The organism is Solibaculum intestinale (genome assembly GCF_040096205.1).
In the GTDB taxonomy this organism is placed as follows: Bacteria; Bacillota; Clostridia; order Oscillospirales; family Acutalibacteraceae; genus Solibaculum_A; species Solibaculum_A intestinale.
Genome location: NZ_JBBMFD010000020.1, coordinates 16,675 through 32,226 on the forward strand (window position 1 = coordinate 16,675; position 15,552 = coordinate 32,226).

21 protein-coding genes are annotated in these 15,552 nt (G+C 57.3%); 13 read left to right on the forward strand and 8 right to left on the reverse strand.

What is annotated here, in order from left to right:
• Window positions 1–94 precede the first annotated feature (94 nt).
• Window positions 95–637, forward strand: coding sequence for a nitroreductase family protein (locus tag WMO26_RS10475; RefSeq protein ID WP_349220224.1), 543 nt, complete (start codon window positions 95–97; stop codon window positions 635–637).
• 189 nt (window positions 638–826) lie between these two features.
• Here WMO26_RS10475 and WMO26_RS10480 read toward each other — a convergent pair whose 3' ends face one another.
• The 3 genes from WMO26_RS10480 to WMO26_RS10490 all read right to left on the reverse strand — a co-directional run bounded on the left by WMO26_RS10480 (window position 827) and on the right by WMO26_RS10490 (window position 4,199).
• Entirely contained in the window at window positions 827–1,639 is an 813-nt protein-coding gene (locus tag WMO26_RS10480; RefSeq protein ID WP_349220226.1) for a MerR family transcriptional regulator, read from the reverse strand.
• Window positions 1,640–1,953: 314 nt separating this feature from the next.
• Window positions 1,954–3,969: a ferrous iron transport protein B gene (feoB, locus tag WMO26_RS10485; protein WP_349220228.1), complete on the reverse strand. Its 2,016-nt coding sequence runs from the start codon at window positions 3,967–3,969 to the stop codon at window positions 1,954–1,956.
• A complete protein-coding gene (locus WMO26_RS10490) occupies window positions 3,966–4,199 on the reverse strand; it encodes a FeoA family protein (protein ID WP_349220229.1) in 234 nt (77 codons plus the stop codon). The genes feoB and WMO26_RS10490 overlap by 4 nt, the downstream gene beginning before the upstream one ends.
• A 193-nt stretch (window positions 4,200–4,392) precedes the next feature.
• On the opposite strand from WMO26_RS10490, the gene WMO26_RS10495 reads away from it, so the two are divergent.
• The 7 genes from WMO26_RS10495 to WMO26_RS10525 all read left to right on the forward strand — a co-directional run bounded on the left by WMO26_RS10495 (window position 4,393) and on the right by WMO26_RS10525 (window position 7,348).
• Window positions 4,393–4,728: an arsenate reductase family protein gene (locus tag WMO26_RS10495; protein ID WP_349220230.1), complete on the forward strand. Its 336-nt coding sequence runs from the start codon at window positions 4,393–4,395 to the stop codon at window positions 4,726–4,728.
• A 277-nt stretch (window positions 4,729–5,005) separates the two neighbouring features.
• Entirely contained in the window at window positions 5,006–5,527 is a 522-nt protein-coding gene (locus WMO26_RS10500; RefSeq protein ID WP_349220232.1) for an O-acetyl-ADP-ribose deacetylase, read from the forward strand.
• Between the two features lie 2 nt (window positions 5,528–5,529).
• A complete protein-coding gene (locus tag WMO26_RS10505) occupies window positions 5,530–5,889 on the forward strand; it encodes a YccF domain-containing protein (RefSeq protein ID WP_349220234.1) in 360 nt (119 codons plus the stop codon).
• A gap of 14 nt (window positions 5,890–5,903) precedes the next feature.
• Window positions 5,904–6,104 (forward strand): YwbE family protein, encoded by a 201-nt coding sequence (locus tag WMO26_RS10510; protein ID WP_349220236.1) that lies wholly within the window; start codon window positions 5,904–5,906, stop codon window positions 6,102–6,104.
• On the forward strand, window positions 6,104–6,334 hold the full coding sequence (locus tag WMO26_RS10515; protein ID WP_349220238.1) for a hypothetical protein: 231 nt from the start codon (window positions 6,104–6,106) through the stop codon (window positions 6,332–6,334). The genes WMO26_RS10510 and WMO26_RS10515 overlap by 1 nt, the downstream gene beginning before the upstream one ends.
• Window positions 6,331–6,681, forward strand: a complete 351-nt coding sequence (locus WMO26_RS10520) for an arsenate reductase family protein (RefSeq protein WP_349220240.1) — start codon at window positions 6,331–6,333, stop codon at window positions 6,679–6,681. The genes WMO26_RS10515 and WMO26_RS10520 overlap by 4 nt, the downstream gene beginning before the upstream one ends.
• Window positions 6,682–6,694: 13 nt before the next feature.
• Window positions 6,695–7,348 carry a CatA-like O-acetyltransferase gene (locus WMO26_RS10525; RefSeq protein WP_349220242.1) on the forward strand — a complete coding sequence of 218 codons (654 nt, stop codon included), beginning with the start codon at window positions 6,695–6,697 and terminating at the stop codon, window positions 7,346–7,348.
• Here the strand turns inward: WMO26_RS10525 and WMO26_RS10530 are convergent.
• On the reverse strand, window positions 7,345–7,908 hold the full coding sequence (locus WMO26_RS10530; protein WP_349220244.1) for a sugar O-acetyltransferase: 564 nt from the start codon (window positions 7,906–7,908) through the stop codon (window positions 7,345–7,347). The two genes, WMO26_RS10525 and WMO26_RS10530, sit on opposite strands and share 4 nt — an antisense overlap.
• Window positions 7,909–8,055: 147 nt before the next feature.
• Between WMO26_RS10530 and WMO26_RS10535 the strand changes: the two genes are divergently transcribed.
• The 3 genes from WMO26_RS10535 (at window position 8,056) to trxB (ending at window position 10,416) form a co-directional block, all read left to right on the forward strand.
• Entirely contained in the window at window positions 8,056–8,910 is an 855-nt protein-coding gene (locus WMO26_RS10535; protein ID WP_349220246.1) for an NAD(P)/FAD-dependent oxidoreductase, read from the forward strand.
• Window positions 8,903–9,235, forward strand: coding sequence for a thioredoxin (trxA, locus tag WMO26_RS10540; protein ID WP_349220248.1), 333 nt, complete (start codon window positions 8,903–8,905; stop codon window positions 9,233–9,235). The genes WMO26_RS10535 and trxA overlap by 8 nt, the downstream gene beginning before the upstream one ends.
• Before the next feature lie 260 nt (window positions 9,236–9,495).
• A complete protein-coding gene (gene trxB / locus WMO26_RS10545; protein ID WP_349220250.1) occupies window positions 9,496–10,416 on the forward strand; it encodes a thioredoxin-disulfide reductase in 921 nt (306 codons plus the stop codon).
• 96 nt (window positions 10,417–10,512) lie between these two features.
• Here trxB and WMO26_RS10550 read toward each other — a convergent pair whose 3' ends face one another.
• Genes WMO26_RS10550 through WMO26_RS10560 form a run of 3 tightly spaced genes read right to left on the reverse strand, consistent with a single transcriptional unit; the run spans window position 10,513 to window position 12,740 of the window.
• Window positions 10,513–11,028 (reverse strand): GNAT family N-acetyltransferase, encoded by a 516-nt coding sequence (locus WMO26_RS10550; protein WP_349220252.1) that lies wholly within the window; start codon window positions 11,026–11,028, stop codon window positions 10,513–10,515.
• Window positions 11,025–12,029 (reverse strand): helix-turn-helix transcriptional regulator, encoded by a 1,005-nt coding sequence (locus WMO26_RS10555; RefSeq protein WP_349220253.1) that lies wholly within the window; start codon window positions 12,027–12,029, stop codon window positions 11,025–11,027. Before WMO26_RS10555 ends, WMO26_RS10550 begins: the two co-directional genes overlap by 4 nt.
• Window positions 12,030–12,041: 12 nt before the next feature.
• A complete protein-coding gene (locus WMO26_RS10560; RefSeq protein WP_349220255.1) occupies window positions 12,042–12,740 on the reverse strand; it encodes a M48 family metallopeptidase in 699 nt (232 codons plus the stop codon).
• A 135-nt stretch (window positions 12,741–12,875) separates the two neighbouring features.
• On the opposite strand from WMO26_RS10560, the gene WMO26_RS10565 reads away from it, so the two are divergent.
• Window positions 12,876–13,403 carry a nitroreductase family protein gene (locus WMO26_RS10565; protein ID WP_349220257.1) on the forward strand — a complete coding sequence of 176 codons (528 nt, stop codon included), beginning with the start codon at window positions 12,876–12,878 and terminating at the stop codon, window positions 13,401–13,403.
• Window positions 13,404–13,574: 171 nt separating this feature from the next.
• On the opposite strand, the gene WMO26_RS10570 is transcribed toward WMO26_RS10565, so the two are convergent.
• Complete coding sequence (locus tag WMO26_RS10570) at window positions 13,575–14,048, reverse strand: pyridoxamine 5'-phosphate oxidase family protein (protein ID WP_349220258.1); 474 nt, start codon at window positions 14,046–14,048, stop codon at window positions 13,575–13,577.
• 234 nt (window positions 14,049–14,282) lie between these two features.
• Here WMO26_RS10570 and WMO26_RS10575 point away from each other — a divergent pair, with 234 nt between their 5' ends.
• Window positions 14,283–15,542, forward strand: coding sequence for an HlyC/CorC family transporter (locus WMO26_RS10575; protein WP_349220260.1), 1,260 nt, complete (start codon window positions 14,283–14,285; stop codon window positions 15,540–15,542).
• Window positions 15,543–15,552: the final 10 nt, after the last annotated feature.

Sequence of the window (15,552 nt, forward strand, 5' to 3'; positions counted from 1 at the left end):
TAGAAATAAGACATCTTATGTCAGGTTATTCATTTTCCAGCCACAAATTCTGCTTGCCCTTTGTGTTATACTGAAAGAAAAAGGAGGAATCGCCATGACATCGTTTTTTGACCTGATCGAAAAAAGGGAAAGCTGCCGCAACTTTGCCTCCGCCCCGGTGGAGAAAGAGAAATTGGAAATGTGCGTAAAAGCCGCCCGGCTTTCTCCCTCCGCCTGCAACAGCCAGCCCTGGAGCTTTGTGGTGGTCGAGTCCCCCGACCTGTCTCCCAAGGTGGCCGCCTGCCTGCAGGAGATGGGGATGAACAAGTTTGCCTCCAACTGCCCGGCCTTCGTGGTGGTCGTGGAGGAAAAAGCCAAGCTCTCCGAACGGGTGTTGCAGAAGTTCAAAAGCCAGGACTTTGCCGCCATCGACTTAGGGCTCACCACCGCCCACCTCTGCCTTGCCGCCACCGAACAGGGCCTTTCCACCTGCATTCTGGGCTGGCTCAATGAAGCAAAGCTCAAGGAACTGCTGGGCATCCCCGCTTCTAAACGGGTGCGGCTGGTCATCGCGGTGGGCTATGCCGCCGCCGATACCCTGCGCCCGAAGCAGCGCAAACCCCTGGAGGACCTGGTGCGTTACGAATACGGGGAATAGAGCGCGGCACAAACAGGCCGACGAAGCGGCCCGTACGGGGCGCTGGCTCCAAAACGCGGCGGGGCCGGATTTATGGGGAACGGCCGTGACCGCCCGGCGGTAGAACATCAGGCCGGGTGCAAATGCCTGCGAGTTGCGGCCGTAAAACGAAGGGCCCGGGAGTATACACTTCCGGGTCCCTTTGCGGTTTTATTTCTTTTTCACCGGGAACTGGATTTCCGTCAGCCAGTCCTCTTCCTTTTCCTGGTTCCAAATCCCGTCGATGTAGCTTTCCCGGGGATTGTCGAGAATCTGATAGCCGTTGTCCTCAATCCATTTGGTGGCGAACAGATAGGCCTCCCGCAGATTGGAATAACTGCCCTTGTGGAGCACGCACACCGCTGCGGGCACCGCCGGCAAAACCTTGAAGGAAAGCAGCTTGGTGTCCTCCTTCTTCTCCGTAACCGCCTGGCACACCTCCGTATCGATGTCCCGCTCCTTGTACTCCCCGCTGTGGTAGATGCTAAAGCAGTATTCCGGCTCTCGGCACTTGCACCCCAGCCGCATCAGCTCCGGCCCCATCACCTGGGGAAAGAGGGTAAACAGGGCGCTGTAATCGGGCATCACCCGCCTGAGGCTGGCGACGATGACCTGAGGGAGCTCCTTGATGGTGGCGGTATATTGTTTCATAAAATCTCCTTTCGCGCTTTGCAGGACGTTTTCAATCAGCATAAGCTTTTCCCCGATGTCCGCCGCCGCGCCCGCAAGCTCCCGCTTTTTGGCCAGAAGGAGGGCCTCCATCGCGCCGCGGTTTTCCATCAGCAGCCCGATTTCCGTCAGGGAAAAGCCCATCTGCTTTAAGGAGAGAATCTGGTGCATCTGCATCAGTTGCTCGCTGGAATAGTAGCGGTACCCTGTGTCTGGGGCGGTGAAGGCAGGCTTTAAAAGCCCGATTTCGTCGTAGTGACGCAGGGTCTTGGTGGTGACATGGTGAATTTTTGAAAACATCCCGATGCTGTACATGTAAGACCATTCCTTTCGTTTCGCCGCCCCGCGCGCTGGCGGCATCCTTAGCATACCGGTTGCCCTAAGGGCAATGTCAAGCCCTTTTTGCAAAAAAACTCCGCCCGATCCCGTTATTTAGACGAGCCGGGCGGAGTGTTCGTTTTTTTCTCTGCTTGGCAACCGGAGCAGCCGTCCGCCCTGGTGCAGCCTGAGCAGCCCGCACAATGGGCGCCCCGCTTTTTGCGCCGCCTGAAAAAGACGAACACGGCGATCACCAAAACGGCTAGAATGGACAATACCACGATATCCGCAGGAGTCATAACGTTCCTTTCTTATCCGAAAAACAATTGGCCGAACTGAAAAATGACAAACGCCGCCGCATAAGCCACCCCGGTCTGATACGCGGCGGTGGCTACGGCCGCCCGCAGGGAGCCGAGTTCCCGCTTGGTAGCGGCGAAAGCGGCCACGCAGGGCATGTAAAGCACAGTAAACGCCAAAAAGGAGATGGAGCTGACCGGGGTGAAGATGGTGTGCAGCACCGCGGAAAGCTGAGCGTCGCTGGCGGCGCCCGTAAGCACGGTTAATGTACTCACCACCGATTCCTTGGCGGTAAGCCCGGTGATCAGTGCGGTGGAAGCCCGCCAGTCGTCAAAGCCCAGCGGGATAAACAGGGGGGCAATGACCGAGCCGATGGAAGCGAGAATGCTGTCGGTGGAGTCCTCCACCCAGTTGAGAGACCAGTCGAAGCTCTGCAAAAACCAGATGACGATGGCCGCTACGAAAATGATAGTAAAGGCCTTGCGGATGAAATCCTTCGCCTTTTCCCACATGAGCATCAGTACCCCTCGCAGGGCCGGCATCCGGTAAGACGGCAGCTCCATAACGAAGGGAACGGGGTTTCCCTTAAAAATGGTGCTTTTGAGAAGAAGGCCCGACAAAATCGCCACCACCATCCCCAGCACGTACAGGGAAAACATGACGATTCCCCCCTGCTTGGGGAAAAAAGCCATGGTGATCATGCCGTAGATGGGCAGCTTCGCGCTGCAGGACATAAAGGGCGTGAGCACAATGGTCATTTTGCGGTCTCGGTCGCTTGAGAGGGTGCGGGTGGCCATGATGGCCGGCACGCTGCACCCAAACCCGATGAGCATGGGGACAAAGGAACGACCGGACAGGCCGATTTTCCGCAGCATCTTGTCCATCACAAAGGCGACCCGGGCCATATATCCGCTGTCCTCCAGCAAGGACAGGAAGAAAAACAGCAGCACGATGATGGGCAGGAAGGACAGCACGCTCCCCACTCCCGCGCAGACGCCGTCGATGAGAAGGGAGCGAACCCATTCGCTGGTCCCAGCAGAGATAAGAACTCCTTCCAGCCAGTCGGTGCCCACGCCGATCCAGCTGTCCAGCAGATCCTGCAGCGGCGCGCCCAGTACCGAGAAGGTAAGCCAGAAGATGAGCAGCATGATCCCCAGAAAGATGGGAATGCCCAGGTACTTGTGGGTCAAAAGCCGATCGATCTTTTCCGAGCGGACCTGTTCCTTGGTCTCCCGGTGCTTGACCACGCAGTCCCGGCAGATTTCTTCAATGTAAGTGTAGCGCATATCTGCCAGGGCCGCTTCCCGGTCCATATCCAGCGCCTTTTCCATATTCTCTACCACATGGTCGAGAATATGCTTCTGGTCGCAGGTCAAATGCAACGCCTTCATCATCAGCTCGTCCCCTTCGACGAGCTTGGTGGCGGCAAAGCGCAGCGGATAGCCCGCCGCTTTTGCCTGATCTTCAATGATATGGGCGATAGAATGAATCGCTTTATGTACCTCACCCCGGCAGAAGTCCATGCGTACCGGTGGCTTCGGATGGCGAACGGTTTCGGTCACCGCGTCCAGCAGGTCGGAAATCCCTTCGTTTTTGCCCGCGGAAATGGGGATGACCGGCACCCCCAAATGGGCGCTCAAAAGCTTTACATCGATGGAGTTTCCGCTGGCGCGCACCTCGTCCATCATGTTCAGAGCGATCACCATGGGGATCCCCAGTTCCATCAGCTGCAAGGACAGATAGAGGTTGCGCTCAATGTTGGTGGCGTCCACAATGTTAATGACGGCCTTGGGGTGCTCTTTCAAAATGAAATCCCGGGTGACCACCTCTTCCGAGGTGTAGGGAGAAAGGGAGTAGATCCCGGGCAGGTCCACCAAAATCATGTCCTTGTGCCCCTTGATGGATCCTTCCTTTTTCTCCACCGTCACGCCGGGGAAATTGCCCACATGCTGATTGCTGCCGGTCAGGCAGTTGAACAGGGTGGTTTTGCCGCAGTTTTGGTTGCCGGCGAGAGCCAGTAAATCGCTCATACGGGAGAGACCTCCTTAAGTTGGATCTTAGCCGCATCTTCCCGCCGAATGGTGAGCACATAGCTGCGTAAGTACAGCTCGATGGGGTCGCCCATGGGCGCCACCTTGCGCACCATGACTTGGGTTTTGGGGGTCAGCCCCATATCCAGCAGCCGGTGGCGCAAAGCGCCTTCCCCGCCAACCGCTGTGATGATCCCGCCGTAGCCGGGCTTTACCTGATCGAGGGTCATGGCAGGTCCTCCTTGGAAGAAAATGTGAAGAATTTGTGAAGAAATATTAATTTCATTGTACACGCGGATCCCGCGTCTTGTCAAGGCGAGGTGACGCGGCGCAGGCATACAAAAAAGCCCGGTTTGCTTGCAAAATTTGCCGCCTATGCTACAATGGAGCCAGAGCAAGAACGGATAAGCAAAGGAGCCTCTTATGAATATACAGATTTACGGGAAGAACAAGTGCTTCGACACGAAGAAAGCGGAGCGCTATTTTAAGGAGCGGGGAGTCAAGTTTCAGCGCATCGATGTGGCGAAATACGGTATGAGCGCAGGCGAGCTGCAAAGTGTCAAACGGGCGGTGGGATCTCTAAACGCCCTCATCGACGAGAAGGCGCAAGCGGCGCCCCTCATCCGGTATCTGGCCTATGAAAGCGACCGGGAGGAAAAGCTTTTGGAAAACCCCAACGCGTTCAAGACCCCCATTGTGCGAAACGGCAGGCAGGCCACGGTGGGATATTGCCCCGAGGTTTGGAAAACCTGGGAGTAGGGAAACCTGCGGAGAATGTGCTGAGGATGAACAGCATCCTCCATCGGTCCCCTTCCTTTAAAGAGTACAGGCTATACGTATGTGAGCTTACCCCGGGTCATTCCACCCGGGAAGATTTTGAGAAAATGTACCCGGTCCTGCCCGGCCGGCGGAACACGGGAAAACCCAAACGCATGGGGCATGCCAGGACAGACGGCCGGGCAATGGATACTCGCCGAAAAAAGCGGGCATGAACGACCCAAAGAATCCATATGCTAGCGCAAGGAGATGAGAACGGATGGAGCGATTTTCCATCATACGAGGCGATATTACCACCCAGGCGGTGGACGCCATCGTCAACGCCGCCAACACGTCGCTGCTGGGCGGCGGCGGGGTGGATGGGGCCATTCACCGGGCGGCGGGGCCGCAGCTTCTGGAGGAGTGCCGCACCCTGCACGGCTGTAAAACCGGGCAGGCAAAACTGACCAGAGGTTACCGGCTGCCGGCAAAGTACATCATCCATACTCCCGGCCCCATTTGGCAGGGCGGGGGACACGGGGAAGAGGAGCTTCTGTGCAATTGTTACCGCAACAGCCTTACCCTCGCAAAGGAGCAGGGATGCAAAACGGTGGCCTTCCCTTCCATCAGCACCGGGGTTTACCGGTTCCCGCTGCAAAAGGCCGCGTCCCTTGCGGTGAATACTATCCTGGCCTTCCTGGAGAAAGACCAGACCATCCAATGGGTGACCATGGTCTGCTTTGACGAAAAAACCAAGGCCGCTTATGAGCAGGCCTATCGGGACGCCGCAAAAGGAGGATAAACATGGGATGTGTTGGCAACGCGCTGTGGTTTTTGTTCGGCGGCCTGATTATGGGCCTGAGCTGGGTGCTGGCGGGGGTTTTGTGGTGCATCACCATCGTGGGCATCCCCATCGGGACGCAATGCTTTAAGTTCGCGTCCCTTGCCTTCTTTCCGTTTGGCAAGGAAGTGGTATACGGCGGCGGGGTAGGCTCGCTGCTTCTCAACATCCTGTGGATGATTTTCAGCGGCATTTTGCTTGCTGTCGAAGCGGCTCTCATCGGCTGCCTTTTCTGCATTACCATCATCGGCATTCCCTTTGGAATGCAATGCTTTAAGCTGGCAAAGCTGGCGCTGATGCCCTTTGGGGCCAGCGTGCGATAGGAGTAAGGAGAAATATGGACGCAAGAACGCGCAGCGCCATTTCCATCGGGGCGACGGTGGATGTGGTGCTCAAAAAAGATCAGCCCACGGGCCGTCTGACCCGCGGGCGTGTCAAGCGAATCTTAACCAAAAGCCCCACCCATCCCCATGGCATCAAGGTGATGCTGGAGGACGGACAGGTGGGCCGGGTACAATCGATTTTGGAGGAATCGTAATGGGACTGTTTCATAGGCACCGTGCTCCGTTGCCGCAGGACGGGGAGTTTACCGAGAAGGACGTGGCGGTAGAATCCAGCATTTGTACCGGGGAAACCCTAATTGGGTTTCGTAAAAAGGACAGCGGCCGCCTGCAGCAGGCGGTGGTGGTGCATTCGGAGAAGGATATCGTCCGGTTTTACCGGCGGCATCATCTGCGCAGAACCGTCAAAAGAGGAGGGCTGGTATGACACTGTTTTTGGAATACCCCAAATGCTCCACCTGCCAGAAGGCGAAGAAATGGCTTTTGGAGCATCATGTGGCGTTTGAAGATCGGCATATTGTCGAGCATCCCCCTACCGTTGAGGAGCTTCAAAAGTGGGCGGCCCAAAGCGGCCTGCCCCTCAAACGATTCTTTAACACGAGCGGCCTCAAATACCGCTCTTTGGGCCTCAAAGAAACCCTCCCCTCCATGAGCGAGGAGGAACAGCTTTCCCTGCTTGCCTCGGACGGCATGCTCGTCAAGCGCCCGCTTTTGGTCACCGATTCTGCGGTGCTTGTGGGCTTTCGGCCCGCCGAGTGGGAGAAAGCGCTGTAAAAAGGAGGAAACCATGGGTTTTCATCGGATTGACTCGTCCGCCTGGGAGCGGGCGGAGCACTTTGCCCATTATCGCAGATCGGTTCCCTGCGCTTACAGCGTGACGGTCTCCCTGCGCATTACCCGTCTGCTTCCCCTCCTCCGGGAAGGGGGCTATAAATTTTTTCCCACCCTGGTCTATCTGTTGGCCAGAGAGGTAAACGCCCATCGGGAATTCCGCCTCGCGCTGGACGGGGAGGGGCAGGTGGGCTATTATGACGAGATGGTCCCTTCCTACACGGTCTTTCATGAGGACAGCGAGACCTTTTCCAATCTTTGGACGCCCTATTCGCCGCAGTTTTCTACTTTTTATCGTGCAATGCAGGAGGACCTTGCCGAATATGGGGAAAACAAGGCCTTTTATGCAAAGCCGGATGGGCCCAAGAATCAGTTTCCCATTTCCTGTACTCCCTGGACCGGCTTTACCGCCTTTCATATCCACGTGTTTGAGAACCAGGACTATCTCTTTCCTATCTTCACCATCGGCCGCTACGAGGAGCAAAACGCAGAAATCCGCCTGCCGCTGGCGGTGCAGATTCACCATGCCGCAGCGGATGGGTTTCATACCGGCCGGCTTTTTCGCAAGCTTCAGGAATTGTGCGACCAGCCCGAACAGTTCTTGCCTTAACGGGATTCCATGGTCTTGATTACCTTGGCGGGGACGCCCGCCGCCAGGCTGTTCGGCGGCACGTCCTTGGTCACCACCGCGCCCGAAGCGATCACCGCATTGTCCCCAATGGTGACGCCGGGATTTAAGATGGCGCCGCCTCCGATCCAGACGTTGTTGCCCACAGTGACGGGTTTTCCGTATTCGAGCCCGCTTCGGCGCTTGTGGGGGTCTAGGGGATGCCCGGCGGTGAAAACCGAAACCCGGGGACCTAGCATACAGTCGTCCCCGAAGGTGACCGGGGCTACGTCCAAAAGGATACAGCCGAAATTCGCGTAAAACCGGTCGCCGACCCGGATGTTATACCCGTAGTCGCAATGAAAGTCCGGCTCTATGAAGGGGGCGAGGCCGGCCCCGCCGAAGAGCTTTCGCAAAAGCGCTTCCCGGCGGCCGCGCTCGTGGGGAAGGGTACGGTTATATTCCGCCGTCAGCGCCTGGGCGGCCAGATGCTCCTGTACCAGAACCGGGTCGCTGGCGCGGTAGAGCTCGCCGGTAAGCATTTTTTCCTTTTCGCTTTTCATGGGCCGTGTCCTCCGTATTCCTTGATTTTTGTGTATCATAGCGGAGAACGCCGCCCTTGTCAAGGAGAAAACACGAACGAATACCGACCCCAACCGCATACATAGATAACAGAGAGGTGATCGACCACGCAACAGAATATTGACGTTATGATTATCGGCGCGGGACCGGCTGGCTTGTCCGCGGCGGTCAACGCCCTGACCCGGGGAAAGACCGTGCGGATTCTGTCGGGCGGGGACCCCTTCCTGAAAAAAGCCGAGCGGGTGGACAATTATTTGGGACTTTACCACGTGTCCGGCAAAGAACTGATGGCATCCTTCTTAGAGCACGTCAAGGCCATGGGCGTGGAGCCGGAAATCGGCCGGGTGGTCAACATCCTGCCCTTTGGCGACAAGTTTATGGTCAATTTCAACAGCGAAATCCTGGAGGCAAAAACGGTGATCCTGGCCCTGGGCGCCTCCTCTCCCAAGCAGATTCCGGGGGAAGGGAAGCTTCTCGGGCACGGAGTCAGTTACTGCGCTACCTGCGACGGTATGCTTTACCGGGGCAAGGAGGCCGTGGTGTACGGCCAGTCGGACGGGGCGGCGGGAGAAGCCAATTTCCTCCATAGCATCGGCGTAGAGGTGACCTATGTTACTGCCCGGGAACGCCCCGCCGAGCTTTCGCCCGCTATCCCCTACCTGCGGGGAACCATCACGGAAATCCTTGGAAGCAAGACGGTGACCGGCGCACGGGTCGGTGACCGGATTTTGGAAGCCCAGGGCGTCTTCCTGCTGCGAAATTCCATCGCCCCGGATGCGCTGATGGACGGCCTCGAAATAAAAAACGGGTTTGTGGTGGTCAATTCCGCCATGGAAACCAGTATCCCCGGCGTATTCGCCTGCGGCGACTGTACCGGGAAACCCTTGCAGGTGTCCAAGGCGGTGGGAGAAGGCCTGATTGCCGGGCAGCAGGCTGCCAAGTACCTTGACGAGATTTATAAGGAGGAAAAAGAATATGTCTGATCTGGTGCTGCATCCCAGTTTAGAGGAGTTTGACCGGCTTTTGGAAAGCGAGCCCCTCTTGCTGGTGGATTTTTGGGCTACCTGGTGCACTCCTTGCAAAATGATCGCGCCGCTCATTGAGCAGCTGGCCGACCAGTATGCGGGAAAGGTGACGGTGGTGAAGGTGGATATTGACGAGCATGCTTCCCTTGCCGACCGGTACGGCGTTCAGATGATTCCCACCGTGCTGCTCTTCCACAAGGGAAAGCGGGCGGGCAGGCAGGTGGGGATGAAGCCCGCGGGCGTGTACGAAACCATGATCGAGGAAGAGCTGTCCGTGCGGTAAGGCCCACGGGTGCATTTGAAACATAGAAAGGGAGGCGCCGTACTGCAGCGCCTCCCTTTTTCATTTGAGGGACCCGTCTTTGCATGGCACCGGGTTTCGTTCGGGCAGTGCGCGCCAAGGATCCCCGATAGGCCAAAGGCCGCGCCGTCTTGCTAAAAAAATAGGCTGCCCGTGCAACCCGGCCGACGCCCTGCGGTACATAATCGGTCCCGCCTTCATCCATACTAAACAGAGAACAACGCGAAAGGGCGGGAATGCGGATGGTATACGATACGTTGATTATCGGCGGCGGGCCGTGCGGGTATACGGCGGCCCTGTATGCGGGCCGTGCGGATCTTAAAATACTGGTGCTGGAAAAAGGGACGGCCGGCGGGCAGATGTCTACCACCGACCACATCGACAATTACCCCGGCTTTCCGGACGGAACCGACGGTTATTCCCTGGCGAGCGCCATGGAGCGCCAGGCCGCCCGGTTCGGGGCCCAAACGGTCCAGGCCGAGGTACAAAAGGTACAGCTGGACGGCCCCGTCAAAACGGTCACGGCCGGCGGCAAGGACTATTGCGCCCGCACGGTCATCGTGGCGGCCGGGGCCTCCCCTAGAGAACTGGGCTTTGAAGAAGAGCGGCGCCTGCGGGGAAAAGGCGTCAGCTACTGCGCCACCTGCGACGGGGTGTTCTACCGGGGCAAAACGGTGGCGGTGGTCGGCGGCGGAGATACCGCGGCGGTGGACGCCCTCTTTCTAACCCGGTTTTGCGAGAAGGTGTATGTGGTGCACCGGCGGGACGCTCTGCGGGCCGCGAAGGAATACCAGAAGCGGCTCTTTGCCAACGAAAAGGTGGAGCTTATTTGGGATAGTGTGGTAGAACGCATTTTGGCAGACGGCAACGTGACCGGTCTCCGGCTTCGCAACAAAAAGACCGGGGAAATCCGCGAACTGCCCTGCCAGGGCGTGTTCATCGCCATTGGAAGCGTACCCAACACCGCCTTCCTGGAAGGCCAGCTCCCTTTGGATGAGGAAGGCTACGTCATGGCCGGGGAGGACACCGCCACGCCGCTTGCCGGGGTATTCGCCGCCGGGGACATCCGGCGCAAGGCCTTCCGGCAGATTGTCACCGCCGTGTCCGACGGGGCGACGGCAGCCAAGATGGCGGAGGAATCCCTCATGCACCTGCGTTCATAGAGCGTCCGTCTGAAATGCACACACAGTTTAATCGTATGCAGACACAAAATACAAAGCGCCGCACGGGAAAAGAAGCTCCCCGTCCGGCGCTTTTGCTCAGCGCGGTTTGAATTCCATCTGGTACCGGCAGTCCAGCAGCGGCGCGTCCGCCAGCGTAAAGGTGAGGGTCTCGCCGGTATCCTCAAACCCGGCCTTCTCATAAAAAGCGCGGGCGCGCCGGTTGCCGTCGAGCACCCACAGGTAGCAGCCGGACAAGCCCTGCGCTTTCATTTCCTGTACCATTCGCTGGACCAGACGGCTGCCGTAACCCTTGCGAAAGCGACCTGGCATTACATAAAGGGATACCAGCTCTCCCCAGCCTTCGTACTTCTCCTCTCTTGCCCGGCCGTAGATGGCGCACCCTGCGATCACTTCCTTCTCAAAGGCCAGCAGAGCGGTAAACCGGCCGGTTGTAATCCAGTCTGCCACCGTCTGCGTCCAGTGATGGTCCTGCAGTTCGTCCAGGTAGCTTTGAGGGACAAGGCCCGGATAAGCAGCCCTCCAGCTTTGGGCGTAAAGGCGGCTGATTTCACCGGCGTCCGTAGGAACGGCGGCGCGAAGGGTAACGGTCATGATTGGTCTCCTTTCTGGTAAAAAGGTTCGGCGGCCGTCTCCAGCATCTGCCGGTATTGGTCCATCACCGACGGCGGGTAAAGGAGAACTGCTTTTCCAGCAAAGCCAAACAGCCAGCCGAAAAAGGAGGGGCTTGGCACCACCCTGGCCGTGACACAGAAATGCCCCTCGTCCACCGGCCGCAGATAGACCTCCTGCCCAAACCGGTCGAGTACCACGTTCATCAGAGAATTGTCGAACTGGATTTTTACCGGCGTTTCCTCGCCCGCGAACATGCCGAACAGCTTTTTGCAATAATCCGCCGCATTGAAGCGGGCCGCGTCAATATGGGCCCGCCTTTCCTCCGTCCGGCTCAGGTCCATCATCCGGTCCACCCGGAAATGAGACAGGCTTTGGTAACGCTCGTAATAGGCGATCAGATAGTAATTTTCGTTGTTCCAGCAAAGGGAAAGGGGGCTGACCACATACCGTTCCCCGCCCCGGCGCAGCACCTTCTTTTTGTTCACCGCGTAGTCAAAATAAAGGAAAGAGACCTGCCGGTCATCCAGGATGGCGCTTTGCAGCCGGTCGACGGTATAGTAGATTTCCTCATTGTCCGCCTTGATGCGGTCGGCCACAAAAATCTGCCGGTTGAGCTGGCTGGCCTGATGAATGCTGGTGAGGCTCTCCAGCTTGCCGATAAGCTCCCGGCTTTTCTTGGGAGTGATGAATCGGGAACAGGCCACCGCGTCCACCAAAAGCTTGAGCTCCGCCAGCTCAAAGGTACGCCCGGCTATGAAATACTCGCACCTTCCTCCCACCTTGCGCAAAACGATGTCCATCCCCGCTTCCCGCAGCGCTTGCAGGTCGCTGTAAATGCCCTTTCGTTCGGCGGATATGCCCCGCGCCTCCAGTGCCTCTAGGATCTCGGGTATGGTCAGCCCGTGCTCCTCGTCCGTTTGTTCGTCCAAAATCCGGTACAGATTTAAAAGCTTTGCCTTAATGCTTTCGGTGCGGCTCACGCCATCCCCTCCTCATTCTTCCCTGACGGTGCTCCAGTGCACGAAATCAATTTCGTTTCCCAAATCGGCAAGCCTTTGCCTTCTGGCGGCATAATCGGGCATTTGCCCCTTCACCAGCGCCCAAAAGGCCGGGGAATGGTTCATCTGCCGCAGGTGGCACAGCTCGTGCACCACCACATAATCGGCAAGCGCCTTTGGCAGTAGCATCACCCGGTAAGAAAAGTTCAGATTTCCCTTGCTGCTGCAGGAGCCCCACCGGGAGGCGGCATGCCCCACCTTCACTTGCCGGTAACAAACGCCCATTTCTGCCGCCAGCTCGGCGCACCTTTTGTTAAGAATCGCTTTCGCCCGCCCTTTGAGCCAGGCTTCCATGACCGGCCCGGGCTGCTCCCGTCTCGCTTGGGGAAGGGAAAAGGACGTACCGTCGAAGGCCACCTCCGGGCTTTGGGAAAATCCCGTTACCGGGTACCAGTTTCCCCGGTAGAGCATCTGCCCGCCCGGATACAGGCAGATCCGGGACCGCGCTGCGTTTCGCGCCGCTGCCGCCTGCTGCCGCCCGCGAATCCAGGAGGAATGCTGCTCTACCAGCCCCTCAATTACCTTCGCAGAGGCGTGCAGGGGCGCCCGCACCTGAAGCGTTCCGTCCTCCAGTACCCGCAGGCAGATGGTTTTGCGCCGAGTGCGCACAATGGTATAAGACAGCGGTTTCATAAGAAATCCCTCCTTCATCTCCCATAGTTTACCATAAACGCTGTCCCGTTTATGGGACATTCAATGGCCTTTTCTTGCATTATAAAGCATTCTGCGCTAGGATGAAAGAAGAAAAATCATGAGGAGGTCCAAAAGATGAATGAAGTAATGAAAACCATTCTCAGCCGCCGCAGCATCCGCAAGTATGAGCAGCGGCAGCTGGAGGAACAAGACCTGCAGGAAATCCTCAAAGCGGGCAGCTTTGCGCCCAGCGCCATGAACCAGCAGTCCTGGCATTTTACCGTGATTCAAAGTCGGGAGGTCATTGATTCCATCGCCGCTGCCGCCGGCAAGGCACTCGGCCGCGGAGAGCCCTTTACCCCCTTTTATAACGCCCCCACCCTGGTCCTTGCCTTCGGCCAGGAAGACGCCATCTCTCCGGTAAGCGACGCGAGCCTTGCCTTGGAGAACATGTTCCTGGCCGCCGCCTCCCTTGGTGTGGGTTCTTGCTGGGTCAACTGCGTCATCGACTTTTTTGAGAGGACCCAGGATGGCAAGGTCATGCGCAAAACTCTGGGCATCCCCGACGGCTACCGCTGCGTGGGGTCCGGGATTTTCGGCTATCCTGCCGAGCGGCCGGCGCCCAAGCCCCGCCGGGAGGGAACGGTTCATTACATTCGGTAACGCAGCTTGGCATAAAAAGGCCCCGAAACGGCAGTGCAGCCGTTTCGGGGCCTTTTTATGCAGAAACCGGTTCGGGCAGAACGTGCGAAAACCAAAATACGGTGCCTTCTCTCATGCGTGTCCGGTAACGGCCCAAAGCGTTCTTGGACGAAAAAACTGCCGTATCCGTGCTTATCCGGGAATGCGTTTCGCTTTGCCCGTCAGAGTGGTGACCGTGATTTTACAGATGCCGGTGCGGGCCAGGGACCGCTCGATGGCAGCGGGAACCTGCGCCATATTTTCCGCCGCGTACTTTTCACAGAGCTTTGTCAAAGCGAACCGCTTTTCTGCCGCGTCCTCCACCATCTCCGCCCGTCCGCAGACCACCGCCGATTCGTAGGCGGTAGAAAACGATTCGGGCAAAAGCCGGGTGTCCCCCACGCAGGTCAGGCATACCTGGGGCCGGCTTGTCAGATTATCTATTTTCTGACCCTCCAGCGCGCAGTGAAAATAGATGACGTCGCCGCAAAGAACCGGCGAAATCGGAATGCAGTAGGGCGTTCCGTCCCCGTTTACCGTGGCGAGCACTCCGTATTCGCATTTTCTTAAAACCGAGCGGGCGAAGTCCTCCCCCTGTTCCCGGTCCTTTCTTCGCATGCTGGGCATGAAACCGCCTTCCTTTCCTAGGACCGTTCGGTTTTCCGTACGGTCATGTTTTTGTTTTTTTATCATATCATGAGTAGAAAGGCAGGGCAAATAGAAAAAGAAGAGAGATTTGACGCAATCGGCTTTACAAAAAAGGAAAAACGCGGTTTAATAGGAGAAACCGGGCGTCAGCAAAATGCCCGAATCAACCGGCGTCCTGAAAGGCCGGTAAATTAAAGGAGTCGTTGACATTCCATGGATAGCAGTTCCATAGCCATGATCGCATCGCTGGTGGTGCTTGTTGCCCTGTCGGCCTACTTTTCCGCGACGGAAACCGCATTTTCCTCTCTCAACCGCATCCGCTTGAAGAATATGGCAAACTTAGGCGACCAGAAGGCCGCGCTGACCCTTTCCTTGTCGAACAATTACGATAAGCTTTTGTCCACCATTCTCATCGGTAACAACATCGTCAACATCACCTCCGCCTCCCTGGCGACGGTGATTTTCGTCCAGTATTTCGGGGATGTGGGCGTCACCCTGTCCACCGTAATCATGACGGTGGTGGTGCTGATCTTCGGCGAAATTTCCCCCAAAAGCCTGGCAAAGGAGAACCCGGAGAGCTTTGCCATGTTTTCTGCTCCGGCTATGCGGGTGCTGATCTGGCTGCTGACGCCGGTCAACTTTCTGTTCGCCCAGTGGAAAAGGCTGCTTGGGAAGCTCTTTCGCGCGAAAAACGACCAGGGAATTACCGAGGAAGAGCTGATGACCATTGTGGACGAAGCGGAGGACCAGGGCGGGATCGGCCAGTACGAAAGCGAACTGATTCGTTCAGCCATTGAGTTCAATAACCTGGAAGCGGACGATATCCTTACCCCGCGAGTCAATATCGTGGCGGTGGAAGACGATGCGAGCAGGGAGGAAATCGCCGAAAAGTTTGCAAACTGCGGCTTTTCCAGGCTTCTTGTTTACCGGGAGTCCATCGACCATATCGTCGGCGTGCTGCATGAGAAGGATTTCTATTCGGCCCTGCACGCCGGGGAATTCCAGATGAAGAAAACCATGCGCAATGCCGTTTATGTCATCGGCAGTCTCAAGATTTCCGATCTGATGCGCCAGCTGCAGCGTTCGAAGACCCATGTGGCCGTGGTGGTGGACGAGTTCGGCGGAACCCAGGGCATCGTCACTATGGAGGATATCCTGGAGGAGCTGGTGGGTGAAATCTGGGACGAACACGACAAGGTCGTGGAGAACATGCAGCCCATTGCAGACGGGGTTTATCTGGTGGCAGGCGGCGCCAATCTGGAAAAGACCCTGGAAGTGTTGGACATCGACCGGGAATACGACTCCTTTACCGTGAGCGGCTGGGTGATCGAGGAAATGGGGAAAATCCCCCATGCGGGCGAATCCTTCGACGTAGAAAACCTGCACGTCACCGTGACCAAAGCGGACGGCCGCCGTGTGATTGAGGTAAAGGTGGAGGTCAGGCAGCCGCAAGAGGAAGAAACCCGGAAATAGCCGCAGCGTA

Excerpts from the sequence above, each read along its gene's own strand:
- WMO26_RS10475 (WP_349220224.1), top strand. The coding sequence starts at position 95 with ATGACATCGTTTTTTGACCTGATCGAAAAAAGGGAAAGCTGCCGCAAC.
- WMO26_RS10480 (WP_349220226.1), bottom strand. The coding sequence starts at position 1,639 with ATGTACAGCATCGGGATGTTTTCAAAAATTCACCATGTCACCACCAAG.
- feoB (WP_349220228.1), bottom strand. The coding sequence starts at position 3,969 with ATGAGCGATTTACTGGCTCTCGCCGGCAACCAAAACTGCGGCAAAACC.
- WMO26_RS10490 (WP_349220229.1), bottom strand. The coding sequence starts at position 4,199 with ATGACCCTCGATCAGGTAAAGCCCGGCTACGGCGGGATCATCACAGCG.
- WMO26_RS10495 (WP_349220230.1), top strand. The coding sequence starts at position 4,393 with ATGAATATACAGATTTACGGGAAGAACAAGTGCTTCGACACGAAGAAA.
- WMO26_RS10500 (WP_349220232.1), top strand. The coding sequence starts at position 5,006 with ATGGAGCGATTTTCCATCATACGAGGCGATATTACCACCCAGGCGGTG.
- WMO26_RS10505 (WP_349220234.1), top strand. The coding sequence starts at position 5,530 with ATGGGATGTGTTGGCAACGCGCTGTGGTTTTTGTTCGGCGGCCTGATT.
- WMO26_RS10510 (WP_349220236.1), top strand. The coding sequence starts at position 5,904 with ATGGACGCAAGAACGCGCAGCGCCATTTCCATCGGGGCGACGGTGGAT.
- WMO26_RS10515 (WP_349220238.1), top strand. The coding sequence starts at position 6,104 with ATGGGACTGTTTCATAGGCACCGTGCTCCGTTGCCGCAGGACGGGGAG.
- WMO26_RS10520 (WP_349220240.1), top strand. The coding sequence starts at position 6,331 with ATGACACTGTTTTTGGAATACCCCAAATGCTCCACCTGCCAGAAGGCG.
- WMO26_RS10525 (WP_349220242.1), top strand. The coding sequence starts at position 6,695 with ATGGGTTTTCATCGGATTGACTCGTCCGCCTGGGAGCGGGCGGAGCAC.
- WMO26_RS10530 (WP_349220244.1), bottom strand. The coding sequence starts at position 7,908 with ATGAAAAGCGAAAAGGAAAAAATGCTTACCGGCGAGCTCTACCGCGCC.
- WMO26_RS10535 (WP_349220246.1), top strand. The coding sequence starts at position 8,056 with ATGATTATCGGCGCGGGACCGGCTGGCTTGTCCGCGGCGGTCAACGCC.
- trxA (WP_349220248.1), top strand. The coding sequence starts at position 8,903 with ATGTCTGATCTGGTGCTGCATCCCAGTTTAGAGGAGTTTGACCGGCTT.
- trxB (WP_349220250.1), top strand. The coding sequence starts at position 9,496 with ATGGTATACGATACGTTGATTATCGGCGGCGGGCCGTGCGGGTATACG.
- WMO26_RS10550 (WP_349220252.1), bottom strand. The coding sequence starts at position 11,028 with ATGACCGTTACCCTTCGCGCCGCCGTTCCTACGGACGCCGGTGAAATC.
- WMO26_RS10560 (WP_349220255.1), bottom strand. The coding sequence starts at position 12,740 with ATGAAACCGCTGTCTTATACCATTGTGCGCACTCGGCGCAAAACCATC.
- WMO26_RS10565 (WP_349220257.1), top strand. The coding sequence starts at position 12,876 with ATGAATGAAGTAATGAAAACCATTCTCAGCCGCCGCAGCATCCGCAAG.
- WMO26_RS10570 (WP_349220258.1), bottom strand. The coding sequence starts at position 14,048 with ATGCCCAGCATGCGAAGAAAGGACCGGGAACAGGGGGAGGACTTCGCC.
- WMO26_RS10575 (WP_349220260.1), top strand. The coding sequence starts at position 14,283 with ATGGATAGCAGTTCCATAGCCATGATCGCATCGCTGGTGGTGCTTGTT.